General features: G+C 72.0%; 19 protein-coding genes. 3 read left to right on the top strand and 16 right to left on the bottom strand.

Annotated elements, in window-relative coordinates; genetic code table 11:
* The first annotated feature begins 191 nt into the window (after positions 1–191).
* Positions 192–836, top strand: coding sequence for a TMEM175 family protein (locus ACFRCR_RS02665; protein WP_377675365.1), 645 nt, complete (start codon positions 192–194; stop codon positions 834–836).
* Between the two features lie 6 nt (positions 837–842).
* On the opposite strand, the gene ACFRCR_RS02670 is transcribed toward ACFRCR_RS02665, so the two are convergent.
* Positions 843–2042, bottom strand: a complete 1200-nt coding sequence (locus ACFRCR_RS02670; protein ID WP_377675366.1) for a MalY/PatB family protein — start codon at positions 2040–2042, stop codon at positions 843–845.
* A 92-nt stretch (positions 2043–2134) separates the two neighbouring features.
* On the opposite strand from ACFRCR_RS02670, the gene ACFRCR_RS02675 reads away from it, so the two are divergent.
* Positions 2135–2299 carry a hypothetical protein gene (locus tag ACFRCR_RS02675; protein WP_377675368.1) on the top strand — a complete coding sequence of 55 codons (165 nt, stop codon included), beginning with the start codon at positions 2135–2137 and terminating at the stop codon, positions 2297–2299.
* Positions 2300–2315: 16 nt separating this feature from the next.
* Here ACFRCR_RS02675 and ACFRCR_RS02680 read toward each other — a convergent pair whose 3' ends face one another.
* The 15 genes from ACFRCR_RS02680 to ACFRCR_RS02750 all read right to left on the bottom strand — a co-directional run bounded on the left by ACFRCR_RS02680 (position 2316) and on the right by ACFRCR_RS02750 (position 15063).
* The gene (locus ACFRCR_RS02680; protein WP_377675370.1) at positions 2316–3155 is read right to left on the bottom strand and encodes a DedA family protein; all 840 of its coding nucleotides are present in this window, start codon (positions 3153–3155) and stop codon (positions 2316–2318) included.
* 63 nt (positions 3156–3218) lie between these two features.
* On the bottom strand, positions 3219–3806 hold the full coding sequence (locus ACFRCR_RS02685) for an AAA family ATPase (RefSeq protein ID WP_377675372.1): 588 nt from the start codon (positions 3804–3806) through the stop codon (positions 3219–3221).
* 58 nt (positions 3807–3864) lie between these two features.
* Entirely contained in the window at positions 3865–4605 is a 741-nt protein-coding gene (locus ACFRCR_RS02690) for an HAD family hydrolase (protein ID WP_377675374.1), read from the bottom strand.
* Positions 4602–4865: an acyl carrier protein gene (locus tag ACFRCR_RS02695; protein WP_377675375.1), complete on the bottom strand. Its 264-nt coding sequence runs from the start codon at positions 4863–4865 to the stop codon at positions 4602–4604. The genes ACFRCR_RS02690 and ACFRCR_RS02695 overlap by 4 nt, the downstream gene beginning before the upstream one ends.
* Positions 4866–4878: 13 nt before the next feature.
* The gene (locus ACFRCR_RS02700) at positions 4879–5892 is read right to left on the bottom strand and encodes a beta-ketoacyl-ACP synthase III (RefSeq protein WP_377675377.1); all 1014 of its coding nucleotides are present in this window, start codon (positions 5890–5892) and stop codon (positions 4879–4881) included.
* A complete protein-coding gene (locus ACFRCR_RS02705; RefSeq protein WP_377675379.1) occupies positions 5879–6586 on the bottom strand; it encodes an AAA family ATPase in 708 nt (235 codons plus the stop codon). Before ACFRCR_RS02705 ends, ACFRCR_RS02700 begins: the two co-directional genes overlap by 14 nt.
* Positions 6583–7638: an AvrD family protein gene (locus ACFRCR_RS02710; protein WP_377675381.1), complete on the bottom strand. Its 1056-nt coding sequence runs from the start codon at positions 7636–7638 to the stop codon at positions 6583–6585. The genes ACFRCR_RS02705 and ACFRCR_RS02710 overlap by 4 nt, the downstream gene beginning before the upstream one ends.
* A gap of 95 nt (positions 7639–7733) precedes the next feature.
* Positions 7734–9230, bottom strand: coding sequence for an MFS transporter (locus tag ACFRCR_RS02715; protein ID WP_377675383.1), 1497 nt, complete (start codon positions 9228–9230; stop codon positions 7734–7736).
* A 43-nt stretch (positions 9231–9273) separates the two neighbouring features.
* Positions 9274–10134 (bottom strand): MBL fold metallo-hydrolase, encoded by an 861-nt coding sequence (locus ACFRCR_RS02720; RefSeq protein ID WP_377675384.1) that lies wholly within the window; start codon positions 10132–10134, stop codon positions 9274–9276.
* Positions 10131–10979, bottom strand: coding sequence for a helix-turn-helix transcriptional regulator (locus ACFRCR_RS02725; protein WP_377675385.1), 849 nt, complete (start codon positions 10977–10979; stop codon positions 10131–10133). Before ACFRCR_RS02725 ends, ACFRCR_RS02720 begins: the two co-directional genes overlap by 4 nt.
* Positions 10976–11677, bottom strand: a complete 702-nt coding sequence (locus tag ACFRCR_RS02730) for a thioesterase II family protein (RefSeq protein ID WP_377675386.1) — start codon at positions 11675–11677, stop codon at positions 10976–10978. Before ACFRCR_RS02730 ends, ACFRCR_RS02725 begins: the two co-directional genes overlap by 4 nt.
* Positions 11678–12007: 330 nt before the next feature.
* Positions 12008–13684: a polyamine aminopropyltransferase gene (locus tag ACFRCR_RS02735; RefSeq protein WP_377675388.1), complete on the bottom strand. Its 1677-nt coding sequence runs from the start codon at positions 13682–13684 to the stop codon at positions 12008–12010.
* Between the two features lie 2 nt (positions 13685–13686).
* Positions 13687–13908, bottom strand: a complete 222-nt coding sequence (locus ACFRCR_RS02740; RefSeq protein WP_191790103.1) for a DUF350 domain-containing protein — start codon at positions 13906–13908, stop codon at positions 13687–13689.
* Positions 13909–13966: 58 nt separating this feature from the next.
* Positions 13967–14683, bottom strand: a complete 717-nt coding sequence (locus ACFRCR_RS02745; protein WP_377675390.1) for a hypothetical protein — start codon at positions 14681–14683, stop codon at positions 13967–13969.
* A 23-nt stretch (positions 14684–14706) separates the two neighbouring features.
* Positions 14707–15063, bottom strand: a complete 357-nt coding sequence (locus ACFRCR_RS02750) for an S-adenosylmethionine decarboxylase family protein (protein ID WP_210410985.1) — start codon at positions 15061–15063, stop codon at positions 14707–14709.
* A 286-nt stretch (positions 15064–15349) separates the two neighbouring features.
* On the opposite strand from ACFRCR_RS02750, the gene ACFRCR_RS02755 reads away from it, so the two are divergent.
* Positions 15350–17695, top strand: coding sequence for an arylsulfatase (locus tag ACFRCR_RS02755; RefSeq protein ID WP_377675391.1), 2346 nt, complete (start codon positions 15350–15352; stop codon positions 17693–17695).
* Positions 17696–17715 lie beyond the last annotated feature (20 nt).

The raw sequence follows: 17715 nt of genomic DNA on the forward strand, positions 1-17715 counted from the left end.
GGTCCGCCGACGGGTCGGCGGAAGAGTTGACCCGGGCGTCCTCGCCCGCCTGCGAGGCTAGCCCACGCCCGTGCGGGAGCGCGGCCACGGCGCGCACGTCCCCCGGAGCGTCACAGGTTCTCCGCGAACCCGGTTCACCGCGCCGGGGCATCGAGCCCTTCCTACAGTGGAGACGACCGGAGGAGGCACGGATGCCGAGGATCCGCACGGACCGAGGGCTCGACCGTCTCGTCAACTTCACGGACGCGGCGGTCGCGATCGCGATCACGCTGCTCGTGCTGCCCCTGATCGACCTCGTGACGGACGGGGAGGAGCACTCGGTCGCGTCGCTGCTCGCCGACGAGCGCGGCACCTTCCTCGCGTTCGCGATCAGCTTCGTGGTGATCGCGAACTTCTGGGTGGGCCACCACCGGGTGTTCGAGCACCTGCGGGACTACTCGAACGCGATGCTGTGGGCCAACTTCCTGTGGCTCGCAAGCATCGCGTTCATCCCCTTCACGACCCAGCTCCTGGCCGACGAGGGCACCGACGACCCGGCGGTCAACGCCCTCTACATCTCGGTGATGATCGTGACGACGGGCAGCCTGGCGCTCGTCGAGTGGCTTGCGGTCCGCGACCCCGACCTCCAGCACCCCGAGGTCCGGGGCGAGCTCGAGGTCAAGGGAGCGCTCGTCGCGGTGCTCCTGCTGGTCGTGATCCTGGTGCTCGCGGTGGTCGCGCCGGGGGTCGGGATGTTCTGGCTCTTCCTGCTGTTCCTGTCCGGGCCGCTGACCCGGCTGGTCGGGCGGCGCAGGGCCGCCCGACCGCACGAGCGCGATGACGACGAGGCCTCGTAGGGCCCGTCACTCGGACGCCGGACGCACCGCCTCGCCCATCCGACGGACGGCCTCGGTCAGCACCTCCTGGCTCGTCGCGAGGTTGAGCCGCACGTGCCCGGCGCCGCCCGGCCCGAAGTGCCGACCGTCGTTCAGCGCGACCTTGGCCCGGTCGAGGAAGAACCGGTACGGGTCGTCCGACACCGAGGACGTGTCGAGCCAGGCGAGGTAGGTGCCCTGCGTCGGCCGGTAGCGCACCTGCGGCAGGTGCTCCTCGAGGAGGTCGGCGAGGAGCAGCTTGTTGCGGCGCACCCCGCGCAGGACCGCGTCGAGCCACGGGGTGCCGTCCGTGAGGGCGGCGACGTGCGCGATCACGGAGACGTGACCGACGCCGTGCACCACCTCCTCGGGGATGCGCCGCAGGTCGTCGGCCGCCTCGGGACCGCCGACGGCGACGGCCGCCTTGAGGCCCGCGAGGTTCCACGCCTTGGAGGCCGAGAGGACCGCGATCGCGTTCTCGGCCCCTGCGACGGTCACGACCGGTGTGTAGGCGACGCCGGGCGCCGTGATCGGCGCGTGGATCTCGTCGGACACGATGCGCACGCCGTGACGGCGCGCGAGGGCCGCGAGCCCCTCGAGCTCCTCGCGCGTGTGGACGGTGCCCGTGGGGTTGTGCGGGTTGCACAGGAGGTAGACCGCGCGGCGCCCGCTGCCGGGGCCGTTCCCGTTGAGGGTCGCGCCGGTCGCGTCGGCGAAGGCCTGGTCGAGCACGTCGAGGTCGAGGCGGAAGTCGGCCGTGAGGGGGGCGGTGACGATCCGGCGGCCCTCGTTCTGCGTGAACCCGAAGAAGGGCGGGTAGACGGGCGGGCTGACCACGACCGCGTCCCCCGGGCCGGTGAGGACCTTGAGGATCTCCATGAGCCCGAGCATCACGTCGGGCATCATGCGCGTGCTCGACGGGTCGATCGACCAGTCCCAGCGGAGCTTCGCGAAACCGGCGAGGGCCTCGGCGTACGAGTCGCCGTAGTCGTACCCGGTGTCCCCCGAGCGCATCGCCTCGGTCACCGCCTCGACGACGGGCGGCGCGAGCTCGACGTCCATCTCGGCGACCCACAGGGGAAGCACGTCAGGGGCGTAGGCCCGCCACTTGAGGCTGGTCCGACGGCGGAGCGCGTCCGGGGTGAGGGCGTCGAGCGGGTTGTCGGTCGCGAAGGGTGAGATGGTCACGGGATCGAGCCTACGACGCGGGCATCCGGCGGGCGGGCCCACTCCTCCCGGGGCCGTCGACCGCGAGGAACCGGACCCACTAGGTTGTCCGGATGGGAATCCTCTCCGGCCTGATCCTCGTCTACTACGTCGCCGTCGCCGCCGTCGCCGTCCTCGTGATCTGGGCGCTGGTGCTCACGATCCAGCTGCTGCGGAGCGTCCTCGCCGAGCGCAGGGCCCGCGAGGCGACGGCTCCCCTCACGACGCTCGACCAGTAGGGCCCGGTCGGGCCGCTCAGTCGGTCGAGGGCCGCCCGGCCCGTACCCCGGACCGCTCGAACACGCCCTTGGGCAGCGCGAGCGTCGTCGTGGGGGTCTTGGTCCGCTGCGTGGCGCCGTCCCCGGGAGCCGGCTCGCCGTCGTCGGGCAGGGCGGCGCGTGCACGACGGCCGTGCGCCGGGGGCGCACCCGCGAGGACCGACCGGGCGACCCGCATCACCACGAAGGCGACCACCGCGAGGGCCACGGCCCCGATGACGATCTTCTGCAGGACACCGGCGTACTCCTCGACCAGGTGCCAGCTCTCACCCAGGGCGAAGCCCGCCCCGACGAAGATGCTGTTCCAGATGAGGCTGCCCGCGGTCGTCAGGAGGACGAACTTCGGCAGGGGCATGCGGTCCACCCCCGCCGGGAGGGAGATGAGGCTCCGGAAGATCGGGATCATGCGCCCGAAGAAGACGGCCATGCTGCCGTGCTTGTGGAACCAGGCCTCGGTGCGGTCGACGTCCTCGAGCTTGACGAGCGGCAGCCAGCCGATGATCCGTCGGGTGCGCTCACGCCCGACCAGGGCGCCGACGTAGTACAGGGCGATCGCCCCCACGAGCGAACCGATGGTCGTCGCGAGGACCGCGGCGAACACGTTGAAGCTCCCGCGGCTCGCGGTGAAGCCCGCGAGCGGCAGGATGACCTCGCTCGGCAGCGGCGGGAACAGGTTCTCGAGCGCGATCGCGAGCCCCGCCCCGAACACGCCCAGCGTCTCCATGAGCGACACGGCCCAGCCCGCGACACCACCCAGGTCGGGCTCGCTCGCGGCGGCCACGTGCACGAGGTCGACAGGGAGGTTCGCAAAGGGCATGCGCAGACACTATGTGCCGAGCACCGGACATTTCGAACTCGGGCGTGTCTCCCCTGAGCACCTTCACGGGCTGTTCACGGACTCGTGCCGGACGCGCCCCACGATCGACGCCGCGGCGGCGAGCCGGTCCTCGATCGGCCCGTCGAGGAGGTGCACCGGGACGCCCGTCTCCGCGGTCACCTCTCGAGTGAGCGCCTCGGCGTCCCCCCGGAACGGCTCGCTCACCGGCCGGTCGTCCGGCGGGAGCGGGAACTCGACCGGCAGGAGGAGGAAGAGGTCGTAGGTGTGCGCCGCGCGGGCACCGGCCTCGCGCAGGAGACCGGCCACGACGTCGGTCAGGACGCCGTCCGCCCGCGCCCCGGAGAGCGCCTGGCGACGCAGCCTCACCGCGGCGTACACCCACTCGTGCAGGACCGAACCGTCGGAGATCATGTCGGGCGTCGCGCTCTCCTGCTCGACGCGTTGGGCGTACCGTCGCAGGCTCAGCTGGACCACCTCGGCGTCGGTGCACTCGAGGAGGGACCGGGGCGGGGAACCGACCGGGTCCCTCATGGCGTCCAGGCCGGGGACCTCGAGGCCCGTCCGACGACCCAGCTCCCGCGACAGGGTCGACTTCCCGACCCCGTGGGCACCCACCACCGCAACACGCACATCCGTCTCCTTCCGTCGACCTCGCTCGTCGTCTGCCGCTACCCGGCGGCTCGCGCCCTCAGACGGCCACCAGGTCCCAGCCGCGCCGGCGCCCCACGACCGCGAGGGGGGCGCCGGGGACCGAGACGACCGTCGGGTGACCGGTCAGCCCCATGTAGCCGGCGTCGGACAGGTCGTCGCCGTACGCGGCCGAGCGCGGCAGCGAGATCCCCTCCCGCCGCGCGTGCTCGGCGACGGCCCTGGCCTTCGCCTCACCGATCATCGGGACGGACACACGCCCCGTGAACCGCCCCTCCCGCACCTCCGGGTCGGTGACCAGCAGGTGAGCACCGCCGAGCACCTCCGCGAGCGGGGCGAGCGCGGGGGCGAAGGACCCGCTGACCAGGACCACGACGTGTCCTGCGCGGCGATGCCGCTCGACGATCGAGACGACCTGCGGGCGCAGGACACCGCCTCGACCGACAGCGCTGCCTCCGACCCCGCCTCCGCCCCCGCCGTCGCCCGGCGGACCCACCGCGTGCCCGGCGCCCTCCGCCCGCACCGAGGCGAACCACCGGCGGCCGACCTGCACGACGTCCCCGACCGACCTCCCCGCCCACCACGTGAAGTAGTGCCGGTTGCGCTCGGTCCGGGTCGCGCCCGCCTCCCGCATCGTTGCGATCCCCCTCAGGAACGTGGCGGCCTCCTGCTCCGCGCCCCGTTCGGCGGCGTCGAAGCGGAGCAGCTCGAAGAGCGTGACCCCCGTCGTCAGCGTCCCGTCGACGTCGAGGTAGGCCGCAGCCCGGGGTGGCTCGCTCACCCGTCGCCGCCCGCCGCGATCCGGTCCCGGACGAGCCTGCTCAGGCCCTCGAGGTCACCCAGGCTCGCGACGTCGTAGTCGCTCACCTCGATCCCGTAGGCCTGGCTCACGACGGCCGCGATCTCCGCGGTCGTGAGCGAGTCGATCGCCAGGTCGTCGAAGGTCGCGCCGGTGGGGCGCAGGTCCGGCAGCCCCGGGATCGCCCGGCCGACGAGGTCGGCGATGGACTCGGGGGACGGGTCGAAGACGGTCTCGGTCATGGTGCGCTCCTTCTCAGAGGTCCTGGACGACGAGGCGTGGCCACGTCGCCGTCGCGGCGCCCCAGGTGGTTCCTCCACCGAAGGCGGTCAGCAGGATGCGTTCGTGCGGTGCGAACGTGCGGGCGTGCGCGGCCAGCGCCAACGGGATCGACGCGGCCGAGGTGTTGCCCGCGCGGTCGAGGTGGATCACGACCTTCTCCGACGCGATGCCCAGCGAGTGCGCCACGAGCCGGAGGATGCGTTCGTTCGCCTGGTGCGCGACGAACCAGTCGACGTCCTCGACCGACCACCCCGAGAGGGCGAGCGCCCGGCGCGACGACGACGACATCGCCCCGACGGCCGCACCGAAGACGGCCCGTCCGTCCATGCGGAAGTAGGCGTCGGACGCGTCGACGACGTCACGGTGCGGGACCCTCGAGCCGCCGGCGGGGACGGTGATGAGGTCGTGGGCGCTCCCGTCGGAGCCCAGATGGAACGCCCCGAGGCTCCCCGCCTCGTCGGGGTCGCCCCCGTCGACGACGACGGCCCCCGCACCGTCGCCGAAGAGGATCGACGTCGCACGGTCGCGCGGGTCGACGATCGAGGTGAACTGGTCGGCGCCGATCACGAGCGCCCGGCGGTGCAGCCCGGCGAGCACCGTCGCGCTGGCCTGTGCCAGCGCGTAGACGAAGCCCGAGCACACGGCTGCCAGGTCGAAGGCCGCCGCGGTCCCGAGCCCGAGCCGGCTCGCCACCAGGGGGGCGGTGGCCGGGCACGACCGGTCGGGCGTGCTCGTCGCGACGACGACCAGGTCCACGTCGGGTCCGCCCGCGGAGGCGAGCGCCCGGCGCCCGGCCTCGACCGCGAGGTCGGACGTCGCGGTCCCCTGGTCGGCGAAGCGTCGCTCCCGGATCCCGGTCCGTGTCCTGATCCACTCGTCCGACGTGTCGACGAGCGCCGCGAGGTCGTCGTTGGTCACGACCCGTGGCGGCAGGTACCCGCCCACACCGCGCAGGACCGCTGCGCCCGGTCGGTCACGTGAGGGCATGTGCGAGCTCCCGCTCCTTCTCGTCGCGCACGTCGAGCAGGTCGTAGTCGACCTGCGCCCGGGCCACGGCCTCCTCGATGCTGACGACCCGCGGGAGGTCGTAGTGGTCGGTGATCGCCTGGAGCCGCTCCGGGATCGATCCGCCGATGCTCACGTTGGGGATGCCCAGCTCGGAGATCTCGCGCTGGAGCTTCTCGTCCGCGAGCCTCCGGAACCTCTCATTGACCGGGCGGTGCCCGTCGGCCACGAGGGGGAACTCGATGGGCAGGTGCACGAACGCGTCGTAGCTCGCCGCGGCGTGCTGCTTCGCGGGGACGCCGAGCGCGTCGATGACCTCCTCGAAGAACCGGATCGCGTCGGTGCGCTCGACCGAGTCGAGGTCGATCGAGTCGTTCGGGTTGATGCCCACCAGGACGCGCACCGTGCCGTAGACCCACTCGTGCAGCGAGGAGCCGTCCGAGATGAAGGTGTCGCCCAGGTGCGACTCGTTGACCGCCCGCTCGGTGTTGCGCCGGGTGATCAGCATGAGGATCTCCGCCGCGCTGCACTCCTCCAGGGTCTTGCCGGGGACGGAGATCGGGAGGAGCTCACGCATGGTCTTGGCCGCGCTCCGGGGGATCCCGGTGAGGTGCGCGAGCGCGATCGTGGTGAAGGTCTTGCCTGACGAGTAGGTCCCGGAGATCGCGAGCCTCATGACAGTTCTCTTTCCTCGGTGGGTGGTGCGGTGGTCGGTGGGTTGCTCACCGTGGTGGGCGACGGGATGCGGTGGGCGACGTCGCAGTGCACGGTCGTGCCGTGCCCGACGACGGCGCGGGCCTCCGCGCAGCGCCAGGTCTCCCCGCGCAGCACGACGAGCCGTGGCCGGACCAGGGCGACGTCGATCGGGTGGGTCGCATCGAGCCAGAGCGCTGTACCGTCGGACTCGACGACGGTCCGTCGCATCCACAGCGTGCTGCTGTCGGCGCGCGGGACCTGGTCCAGCTCGTAGAGCAGCACCTGGGCGAGCTGGAGCGTCGCGACGAACGCCTCGACGAAGGACAGGCTCGGGCGAGCGGTCGCCCCGATGCCGAGGTCCTGGTCCGCGGTCCCGGGGAGTGCGGTGGCCACGACCTGCGCGCGCGCCTCGTCGTGGCCGACCCTCGCGACCTCCCGCACGTCGACCGAGCGACCGGCGTACCCGGCGCCGTGGACGCGGCGCGCCGCGGCGCCCAGGAGCTCGTCGGGCGAGGCGACGGTCAGGTCCACGCGCCCGGCGACCGCCAGGGGGCGGTACACGGTGACCTCGACCGTCATGGTCCCGACGAACGCGTGGACGGTCACGTCCCGGTCCCGGCACGCGTCGTCGAGCCGGGCGGACACCGCGAAGTCCTGATGGGCGCCCTCGACCGGTTCCTTCCCGGCGACGACCACGACGCGCCGCAGCGCGACGTCGACCAGGAAGGCGGGCGAGAACGTGGCGGCCAGCAGGATCTCGGCGGCTTGCACCGCCAGGACCAGGACGTCGGTGGTGCTCAGGTGCGGCAGCTGGTCGACGTCGCCCTTGGTGGACCAGCGCTCCGCGACGCTGATCGACCCGCGGGCGTCCAGCCGTGAGGCCGTACCGTCGTGCCGGACGGCGACGGACCGCAGCCGGGGGTCGGTCCCCCGGTAGCCGCTGCCGAAGAACCGCGACGCCGAGGGGCCGAGGAGGTCGTCGATCGCCGGGAGAGTGGGGAGCGCCGTCGAGGTGCCGTTCTCGGTGGCCATGGTGTCCTCCTGGTTCCTCGTGAGCGTGCCGGTCGGTCGTGACTGCTCGGTGCCGCGGGGTCGGTGCTCGTCGACCGGTCCCTCTCGCTGCGGGCTCACGCCCGGCCGTGCGGGACGGGTCGGTCTGCACGTCCCGCGCCGGCGGCCGCGAGGTCGGTCGCGGACCGGTTCCCGCCGGGCCGCCGTTCCGCGGGGAGGAAGACGAGGATCAGGACCGCGGTGCCGAGGATCAGGACGGCGTTGACGAGAAGCCCTGCGTGGACGCCGCCGAGCACCGCCTCGCTCGAGGTCGGGTCGTCGAACCGCCCGGTGGCGAAAGCGATCGCGACCGCACTGATGAGCGGCGTCCCCACGGTGAACGCGATCTGCTGCGTCTGGCCCGCGAGCCCGGTCGCGAGCCCCTGCTCGGAGTCGGGGAGCCCCGACGTGACCGTCACCGTGTAGGCCACGATGACCAGGACGTGCCCGAACCCGCCCACGGCCGTGGCGAGGAGGATGTGGGCGAAGCCCAGCGTCTCGCCGACCCCGAGGAGGAGGAAGGTGAGGGTCGTGACGCCTTGCAGCGTCAGGCCGAGAAGGAGCGTCGCCTTGGCACCGAGGCGGTCGATGATCCGCGCGGCCACGAGCCCTCCGGTGAAGGCCCCCGCGCCCAGCACCCCGAACGCGAGCCCCGTCGCGAGCGCCGACGCCTCGAGCACGCGCTGGAGGTACAGGGTCAGGAGGAAGACCTTGCTGCTCTCCATCGCGAACGTGGTGAACCCGGCGAGGTTCCCCCAGGACACCGTGGGCCTGCGCAGGATGCTCACGGCCGCCAGCGGGTGCGACGACCGGCTCTCGACGAACCAGAAGCTCACGAAGGCCGCGACCGAGAGGGCGACGAGCCCGAGGAACGCGGGCGACCCCCACCCGGTGCGCTCGCCCGTCGAGATGCCGAGGACCAGGGCGAGGAGCCCCGTCGACAGGAGCGCCGCACCCGGGACGTCGAGCTTCTGCTGCTTGCGCTCGCCGTCGTCGGTGAGCAGGAAGGGTGCCGCGACGAGGATCAGGAGACCCGCCGGCACGTTGATCAGGAACGTCGAACGCCACCCGAGCACGTCGGTGACCACGCCGCCCAGGACGGCACCCACGGCGAACCCGAGCGACAGCAGGGCGCCGTTGAGCCCCAGGGCTCGGTTCCGCAGCGGCCCCTCCTCGAACGACGTGGTCAGGAGCGAGAGCGCGGCCGGCATCGTGATCGCGGTCGCGAGCCCCTGACCTGCCCGAGCCGCGAACAGCACCCAGGGCTCCGTGGCGAACCCGCCCACGGCCGACGCCACGGTCAGCACCACCATGCCGATCAGGAACATCCGCTTGCGCCCGTGCAGGTCCGCGACCCGCCCCATCACGAGGACGAGGCTCGCCGCGGTCAGCGCGAACGCGGTCACGATCCACTGCAGGTCCGCATCGGGGATCCCGAGGTCCTCGCCGATCACGGGCAGCGCCACGGTCACGATCGAGAAGTCGAGGGCGAACATGAACTGTGCGCCGAGGAGGACGATCAGGACGAGTCGTTGGCGACCGGTGAGCGCGAGGTCCTCGCTGGTTCGTGTCATGCCTCGAGGATGGGCGCGGTCCGGCACGTCATCCAGAGCGGCCTTATAGGGGTGCTGGGACCACCAGGCTGCTCGCGTCCTCGGCGGGCGACCACGTGCGCCCGCCCTCCCCGGTGCGGTGCACGCGACCGAGGACGACGTCGGCGAAGTGGCTGCCCACCCCGACCGTCCCGGGCTCGCCGAGCAGGTCGAGCGTCTCGGCGCGCGTCGCCCGGGACCTGACCGGGCCCGCCTCGAAGCACGAGCCGAGCGCGGGCAGCTCCACCTGGACGCTGCTGTGCATGACGTCGCCGAAGCACAGCAGACGTTCGCCCCGCGACTCCAGGAGGTAGGAGGTGTGCCCGGCGGTGTGCCCCGGGCTGGCGAGCGCGGTGAGGCCGGGAAGGATCGACCGACCGTGCTCGACGACCTCCCACGCACCCCGCGCGAGAGCCGGGTGCGCGTCGAGCTCGGTCGACGACGCGACGTGCGGGACCGACCGCAGCGCGGCACCGACCGGATGCTCACCGTGCGCGAGCCAGCCCGCGTGGTCCTCGTGCAGGTGCGTGAACAGGACCCGGTCGAGCCCTCCGACGACCTCGGGGGACAACCGGTCGAGGCCGCCCCCGCGCAGCGTGCCGAGCGCAGGGTGCGTGGCCGCCGCGGCGAGCGTCCGGGGACCGAAGCCGGTGTCGACGAGGACCGACCAGCCGGGCGCCTCGACGAGCAGCGCGCCGACCGAGCCGACGAGGTACCCGTCCTGGTCGAGCAGACCGGACGGGACGGACGTGTCGTCCTCGGGGAGCGAGAACCACCGCTGCGGGTGGAGCTGGACCGTCCCGTCGGGGACGTAGCGGACCCGGAGGTCCCCCACGCGCAGGGCGCGGGGGCGGGCGGGTCGGTTCCAGCGGGTCACTGCGCTCACCGGAGCCTCTGGAGCGCCTCGGCGGTCCCCGTCCCGGGTCGGGGCAGGTAGAGGAACAGCCTCAGGTCCTCGCCCCCGAGCGGGTTCAGGACGGTGCACTGCCAGGTCAGGCGGCCGATCTGCGGGTGGTCGTAGGTGATGTCGACGTGCGGCTCGACCCCGACCGAGTAGGAGGTCCAGTACGCGGCGAACTCCGGGGACGCGGCCGAGACGCGGTCGGCGAGGAGGTCGAACGTCCGGTCGGACGGGTAGGCCGCGGCCTGCCGGCGCAGCTGTCCCACGATCATGCGTCCGACGAGGGCCCGCTGGGGGTAGCGCTCCGCGACCCGCTCCTCGGTGAAGAAGTCGGCGAGGCAGTTGGCCCCGACCTCGCTGCCGAAGACGTGCTCGGCGAGCTCGTTGGTCGCCACGACGTTCCAGTACCGGTCGACGACGTACGCGGGGAGCTCGGAGAACCCGTCGAGCACGCGCACGAGGTTGTCGCGCAGCTCGGTCGGGGCGCTCGACCTCGACGGGAGCCGCGTACCGGTCAGCTCGTACAGGTAGGCGAGGTCGCCGTCCGCGAGGCGCAGGGCGCGCGCGATCGACTCGACGACGACCGCGGACACCCCGATCTCGCGCCCCTGCTCGAGCCAGGTGTACCAGGTGACCCCGACGTTGGCGAGGACGGCGACCTCCTCGCGCCGCAGGCCCGGGGTCCGACGCCGCCGGCTGGGGGGCAGCCCGACGTCCTCGGGCTGCAGGCTCTCGCGCCGGGCCCGCAGGAACAGCGCGAGCGACCGGCGCCGCGAGTCGCCGTCGGGCGGCGGGACCTGGGGTGCGACGACCTGCGACGGGGCGCTCATGCGCTCAGCCCCACGCTCGCGACGGGCCCGCGGCCGCTGCGTCGCGCGCGGGTGCAGACCGGTGCGGGGGCGCCGGGCACGAGGAGTGAACGGACGAGCCCGGTGAGCGCAGGCGCACGGTGGAAGAGGTGCCCGTCGTCGACCGCGTGCTCGCGCAGCCGTCCGACGGTGTACTCGCCCCAGCCGCGCATGAGCCGTGCGGTCACGACCTCGTCACGTGTCCCGTGGACGAGCTCGAACGGGACGGGCAGGGGACGGACCGGCGGCGCGTAGGCGAGCGAGCGGCGCACCCCGGCCATGGTCCGCTCGGCGAGGCCCGGCGCGGGCACGAGCGTCGCACCGGTGCGGAGCAGCGCCGCGGCACGTCCGCCCTCCGGGTCGAGCATCCCGGGCGGCGCGACGGCCGCGAGGACGAGCGAGCGAGGGAGCGACTCGCCCCGATCGGCCCTCGTGCGGCACAGCTCGTAGGCGACCAGGCCGCCCATGCTGTGGCCGTAGAGGTACGCGTCGCCGAGGTCGACGCGGGCGAGCACCCGGCCGACGTCCTCGGCGATGCTCTCGATCGTCGTGACCTCGCCAGGACGTTCGAGGGCGAGCGGGACGACGTCCACCTCGGGGGCGAGCGCGGCGCGCAGGGGACGGAACCCCGCGGGGTTCCCTCCGGCGTGGTGGAAGCAGTAGAGCGTGACGGGGCGCATGGGCGGTCTCCTGGCGGGGCGTCGGGTGAGGGGCGGGTCGCTGGACCACCCCCGCGAGCGCGGGCTCGCCGGGTGGCCGTCGGCAGGTCGACATCGGCCCCCGCCCACCGGGCGGTCCGTCGCGGCGGCGCGCACAGGCCCGGCCGCACCTCGTGCGATGACGTCGTCCACCGCGCTTCCCCCCGCTCTCCGCCCCCTCGACCTGCGGGCGGACGCGTATGCCTCGCCCGCCCCGGTCCGGGACAGCAGTCCAACCGTCCAGCCTCTCAGGGGCCGCCGCAACCCCTCCCCCGGGTCCGTCTCACCTGGCGGGCAGGCGCTCACCGGCCGTCAGTACCGCCAGCGCGACATGTCCTGCTGGTAGGTCCGGTAGACCACGGGCGAGAGCAGCGTCGAGGCCGCCATCTCGACCTCCGGTCCCGGGTGGTCGCCCGCGAGCGTCGCGGTGGCCCGCAGCGAGTCGAGCGTGTGGAAGCGCAGGCCCTCGGGAAGGGGCGTCGCGGCGAAGAGGCGCGCTCCGCCGTCGGGCACGAGGGTCCCGGGCGCCGCCGCCTGCCCGGCGACGGCAGGCAGCGACAGCACGAAGCCCCACTCGCCGAACGAGGGCACGTTCACCGAGAGCGGGACCACGGTCCGCCCGGGCGAGCCTGCGCGGACCGTCGCGGCGACCTGCCAGAACGCGTGCGGCGTGAAGTACGACGACGTCGCCTGGGTCGCGTACACGCCCCCGGGCCGCAGGTGGTTCGCGACCATGGCGTAGAACTCGGTCGAGTACAGCTTGGCGATGCGTTCGTTGGACGGGTCGACGAGGTCGATCAGGACCGCGTCGAAGGCCTGGTCGGTGGTGTCCATGAACCGGAACGCGTCGCCGTTGACGACGCGCACGCGCGGGTCGTCGAACGAGTGCTCGTTGAGGTCGCTCACGAGACGGTCGGTCCGGGCGAGCTCGGTCACGGCCGGGTCGAGGTCCACGACGGTGACCTCGCGGACGCTCGGGTACCGCAGCACCTCGCGCGCGAGCAGCCCGTCCCCTCCCCCGAGGATCGCCACCGACGCGGGCGCCGCGACCGACGTGAGCGTCGCGTGCGCGAGCGTCTCGTGGTACCTCGCCTCGTCGACCGACGAGAACTGCAGCTGGTCGCTCAGGTAGAGCCGGACGTCGTCGCCGAAGCTCGTCAGCACGAGCTTCTGGTAGGCCGTCGACTCGTAGTGCACCACGGGATCCTGGTAGAGCCGGGTGTTGATCGCGCCCTCGATCGCGCTCGACGCCGCGAAGCACGCCACGAGGAGGACGACCGTGAGCCGGGCGAGCCACGTCCAGCGCGTGCGCCGCCCCATGCGCCGCAGCATGAACACCGCGACCAGCACGTTGAGCAGCGCGACCGCGTACGCCGTCCGCATGAGCCCCAGGTACGGGAGCATGACGAACGGGAAGAGCAGCGACGCGGCGAGCGCCCCGAAGTAGTCGACCGCGAGGACCTTCGACAGCAGCCCCACGGACTCGTCACGCCCGTGCTCCTTGAGCAGCGCGACGAGCAGCGGGATCTCGACGCCGATCCCCACGCCGAGCGCGAGGGACAGCAGCACGAAGACCAGCCAGTAGACCTCGGTCAGGCTGAACGCCGCGTAGAGGATCAGGACCGAGCTGCCGCCCAGCAGGGCGAGCGCGACCTCGTTGCGCACGAAGTTCAGGCCCGGGTTCGTGGCCAGGCGCGTCGCGAGGAGGGATCCGATCCCCATGCCGAACAGCGTCAGTCCCGTCGCGACCGAGAAGGCGACGACCGAGTCGCCGAACAGGTAGGAGGCGGCCGTGCCGAGGATCAGCTCGTAGATGATCCCGCCGACCGCGACGAGCAGCGCGGCCGCGAACACGGTCGGCTTGTCCATGCCCCTGCCCGACGGCGGCGCGTCCTCCGCGAGCGGCTCGTCCCCGGCGGGCGGCTCGCCTCCCGCGGACCCGGCGCCTCCCGCAGGCGGGGCGGTCTCCGTGCGCGTGTCGCCGACCACGCTCAGGAGAGGATCGTCCCCGCGATGATGATGCCGATGGCGACGGCCAGCCCGGCGATCATGATCCCGAAGGCCGTGTTGTGCTCGTCGACGAGCTCTCGGTGCAGGTTGAGCTTGAAGAGGTAGTTCACGACCACGATCGTCAGGACGAGCAGGACGATGCCCAGCACCGAGTAGACGATCGTGGACAGGAAGGCGTCGAGGCGCAGCTCGGCGAGGCTCATGGTGGCTCCAGGTGTGGTGGGGAAGGGGTCGTGCGAGGGGTCGTGCGCGGGGCGCCGGCTACTTGCCGAGGCCGCCGCCACCACCGCCGTAGACCGATCGGCGGTAGCAGGTCTGGTCGGTCGTGACCGGGTCGCCGCCCGCGTCGTACTGCTGCTCGACCGTGCGGGGCGTGCAGTCGTCATCGTCGACGTCACGGTCCCCGCACGCGGAGAACAGGCCGATCCCCGCCGCGAGGATCAGGACGAACGCGACCACGGGGTTGACCTTGACGTCGCGTGGCGCGACGCGCTTGCCGAAGTGGGCCTTCTGCCCAGCAGCGTCCAGGACGGTGCCGTGGTAGAGGTCGATGACGCGGTCGTCGAACTTCTCGAGCGACAGGACCATGTCCTGGGTGCGGAGCTCGGCGTAGGCGACGCGCTGGCCCACCGTCAGGTCATAGGTGAAGGACCCGTCGAGCGACGCGATGGTCCCGACCCCGACCTCCGTGACCTTCGTGCGGTACTTCTTCCCGCTGAGCGTCACGGTGACGACCTGGCCCTTGCGCATCCGCGTCGGGTCGAGGGCCTCCTCGCACTCCGCGGGACGGTAGAGCGTGACGGCCTTCGTGTCGTGGTCGTACTCGACCCAGAAGTCGAGGTTCTCGTACCCGAGGACCTCCCACTCCTCCCAGTGGTACGTGACGCCGTCGCTCGGGTCCTTCTCGCCGTAGACGACGACTCCCTGCGGCAGCGAGCGCCACGGCGGCGCACCGATCAGGTGCTTGCCGAGCGACATGCGCGCCCTGGGCCGACGTGCCCTCACAGGAGGGTCCGGACGGCGACGTCGGTGGCGGAGAAGGTCTCGCGCAGCAGGCTGCGCGTGTCCTCCTCGAAGCTGTCCGACGACGGCGCGCGGCAGGTCGTGAGGGTCACGTAGGCGGTGCCGTCCTCGGGCCACGTGTGGACCGCGAGGTGGGACTCGGCCAGGAGGGTCGCCATGCTGAACCCCTGCGGGGCGAACCGGTGCGAGGTCTCGCCGAGCGGGGTCAGCCCGGCACGGTCGACGACCTGGGAGAGGCAGGCGCGGACGGTGGTCTCGTCGTCGAGGAGGGCGGGGTCCCCTCCGGAGATGTCGAAGACGTAGACGAGGTTGCGGTTGACCGGATCGGTCGGCACATGTTCTCCCTGAGCAGCGGCTGGCGGCGTCACGGTAGCGGATGCCTGACGTTCCGGAAAAATACCGACGCCTCCTGGGACCGGTCGTCGCGAGGCCTGCTCGCCGAGCGCGCACGGGCGACCCGGCCTAGCGTGAGTGACCGGGGCACCGGCGACGACGCCGGAGCCCTCTGCTCGTCCGCAACTGACGTACCTCGACGTTCCGCACGACTCGACATGACGGTCCGGCGCCCGGTCCCACGCGTACCGCCCTCCGGACCACAGCGACAGCGACCACGGAGGCGACATGACGAAGAAGCCGTTCAGCGGTGAGATCAAGCTCGACGTCCGGGACTCGACCCCGGACTGGGACGCGTTCCTCCCGCCCAAGGCCCCTGCGGGCTCCCCCAACGTGCTCGTCGTGCTCTACGACGACACGGGCATGGCCTCGTGGTCGCCCTACGGCGGCCGGATCGACATGCCGACCATGGACCGTCTCGCGCGGGACGGTCTGACGTACTCGCAGTGGCACACGACGGCGCTGTGCTCACCGACACGCTCGACGTTCCTGACCGGCCGCAACCACCACCTCAACGGCTTCGCGACGATCTCCGAGTCCTCGACGGGCTTCCCGGGCTACAACTCCCACATCCCCGCGTCGAACGCGACCATGGCGCACGTCCTGCGCGACGCCGGCTGGTCGACGTTCTGGGTCGGCAAGAACCACAACGTGCCGATCGACGAGTGGACGGCCGGGGCCTCGAAGAAGAACTGGCCCCTCGCCCAGGGGTACGACCGGTTCTACGGGTTCATCGGCGGGGAGACCAACAACTGGTACCCGTCGCTCGCCGAGGACAACCACTACATCGACCAGCCGTACCTGCCCGAGGACGGCTACCACCTGTCGAAGGACCTGGCTGACCAGGCGCTCAAGATGATCCGGGACGTCAAGCAGACCGAACCCGACAAGCCCTGGTACATGTGGTTCTGCCCCGGTGCGAACCACGCCCCGCACCACGCGCCGCAGGAGTACATCGACAAGTACAAGGGCCGGTTCGACGACGGGTACGAGGCCTACCGGGAGTGGGTCCTGCCGCGCATGATCGAGCGAGGCATCCTGCCCGAGGGAACGACGCTCACCGAGATCAACCCCATGCCCGACGGCACCTACTCGCAGACCGACGAGGTGCGCCCCTGGGCCTCGCTGAACGACGAGGAGAAGGCGATGTTCAGCCGCATGGCGGAGGTGTTCGCGGGCTTCAGCGAGTACACCGACGCCCAGGTCGGACGCATCGTCGACTACCTCGAGGAGTCCGGTCAGCTCGAGAACACCATCGTCATCTACTGCGCGGACAACGGCGCCTCGGGCGAGGGCAGCCCCAACGGCTCGGTCAACGAGGGAAAGGTGTTCGGCGGCTACCCCGACGACGAGGCCCAGAACCTCACCATGGTCGACAGGCTCGGCACCCCCGACACCTACAACCACTACCCGACAGGGTGGGCCGTGGCCTTCTCCACCCCGTACAAGATGTTCAAGCGCTACACCTACCAGGGAGGGGTCGCCGACCCTCTGGTCATCCACTGGCCCGCGGGCATCGCGGCGCGGGGCGAGGTCCGGCACCAGTACCACCACTCGACCGACATCGTGCCGACGATCCTCGAAGCCTGCGGGGTCGAGTTCCCCGCCACGTACAACGGCGTTGAGCAGACCCCGCTCTCAGGGGTCTCGATGGTCCCGTCGTTCGGAGCGGCGCCCGACGGACCGACGAACAAGCGGACGCAGTACTACGAGATGCTCGGTAGCCGCGGCATCTGGCACGAGGGATGGAAGGCCGTCGCCGTGCACGGCCCGGTGAGCGGCATGGGGCACTTCGACGACGACGTGTGGGAGCTCTACCACACCGAGGTCGACCGCTCCGAGGCGCAGAACCTCGCCGCCGAGCACCCCGAGAAGCTCGAGGAGCTCAAGGCCCTGTGGTTGGCGGAGGCGAAGGCCAACAAGGTGCTGCCGCTCAACGACCTGCAGATCATCGGCAACCCGAAGGACTTCGAGACCTTCGTGGCCATGGAGTTCCACCAGCCCGCGCCGCCGAGCGGCCAGTTCGTCTACTACCCCGGCACGAGCGAGGTGCCCGAGCGGTCCGCGGCCAACGTCCACGGCGTCTCGTACAAGATCGCGGCCGAGGTCGAGCTGACCCCTGACTCGCAGGGCGTGATCTTCGCGCACGGCTCCCGCTTCGGCGGGCACGCGCTCGTCGTCAAGGACGGCCAGGTGCACTACGTGTACAACTTCCTGGGCATCCCTCCCGAGGACCGCGTCTCGGCCCCCGTGCCGACCTCGGGCAAGCACGTCATCGGAGTCGAGTTCACCAAGGAGGGCATCGGCCAGTACCGCGAGGGCGAGGGCCCGCTCGCGCTCTACATCGACGACCAGAAGGTCGGCGAGAAGCGCATCCGCACGGTCCTCGGGCACTTCTCGCTCTGCGGGGAGGGCCTGACGATCGGGCGCGACAGCGCCGACCCCGTCTCGTCGCTGTACGGCTACGGCTTCGACTTCACGGGCGGCGAGATCGCACGGGTCGTCTTCGACATCGCCGACGACGCCTACCTGGACCTGGAGGCCCACCTGGCCGCAGCCATGTCGCGCGACTGACGTCTCGACCGCCCGGGGTG

Source organism: Oerskovia sp. NPDC056781 (assembly GCF_042789955.1).
Lineage (GTDB): Bacteria > Actinomycetota > Actinomycetes > Actinomycetales > Cellulomonadaceae > Oerskovia > Oerskovia rustica.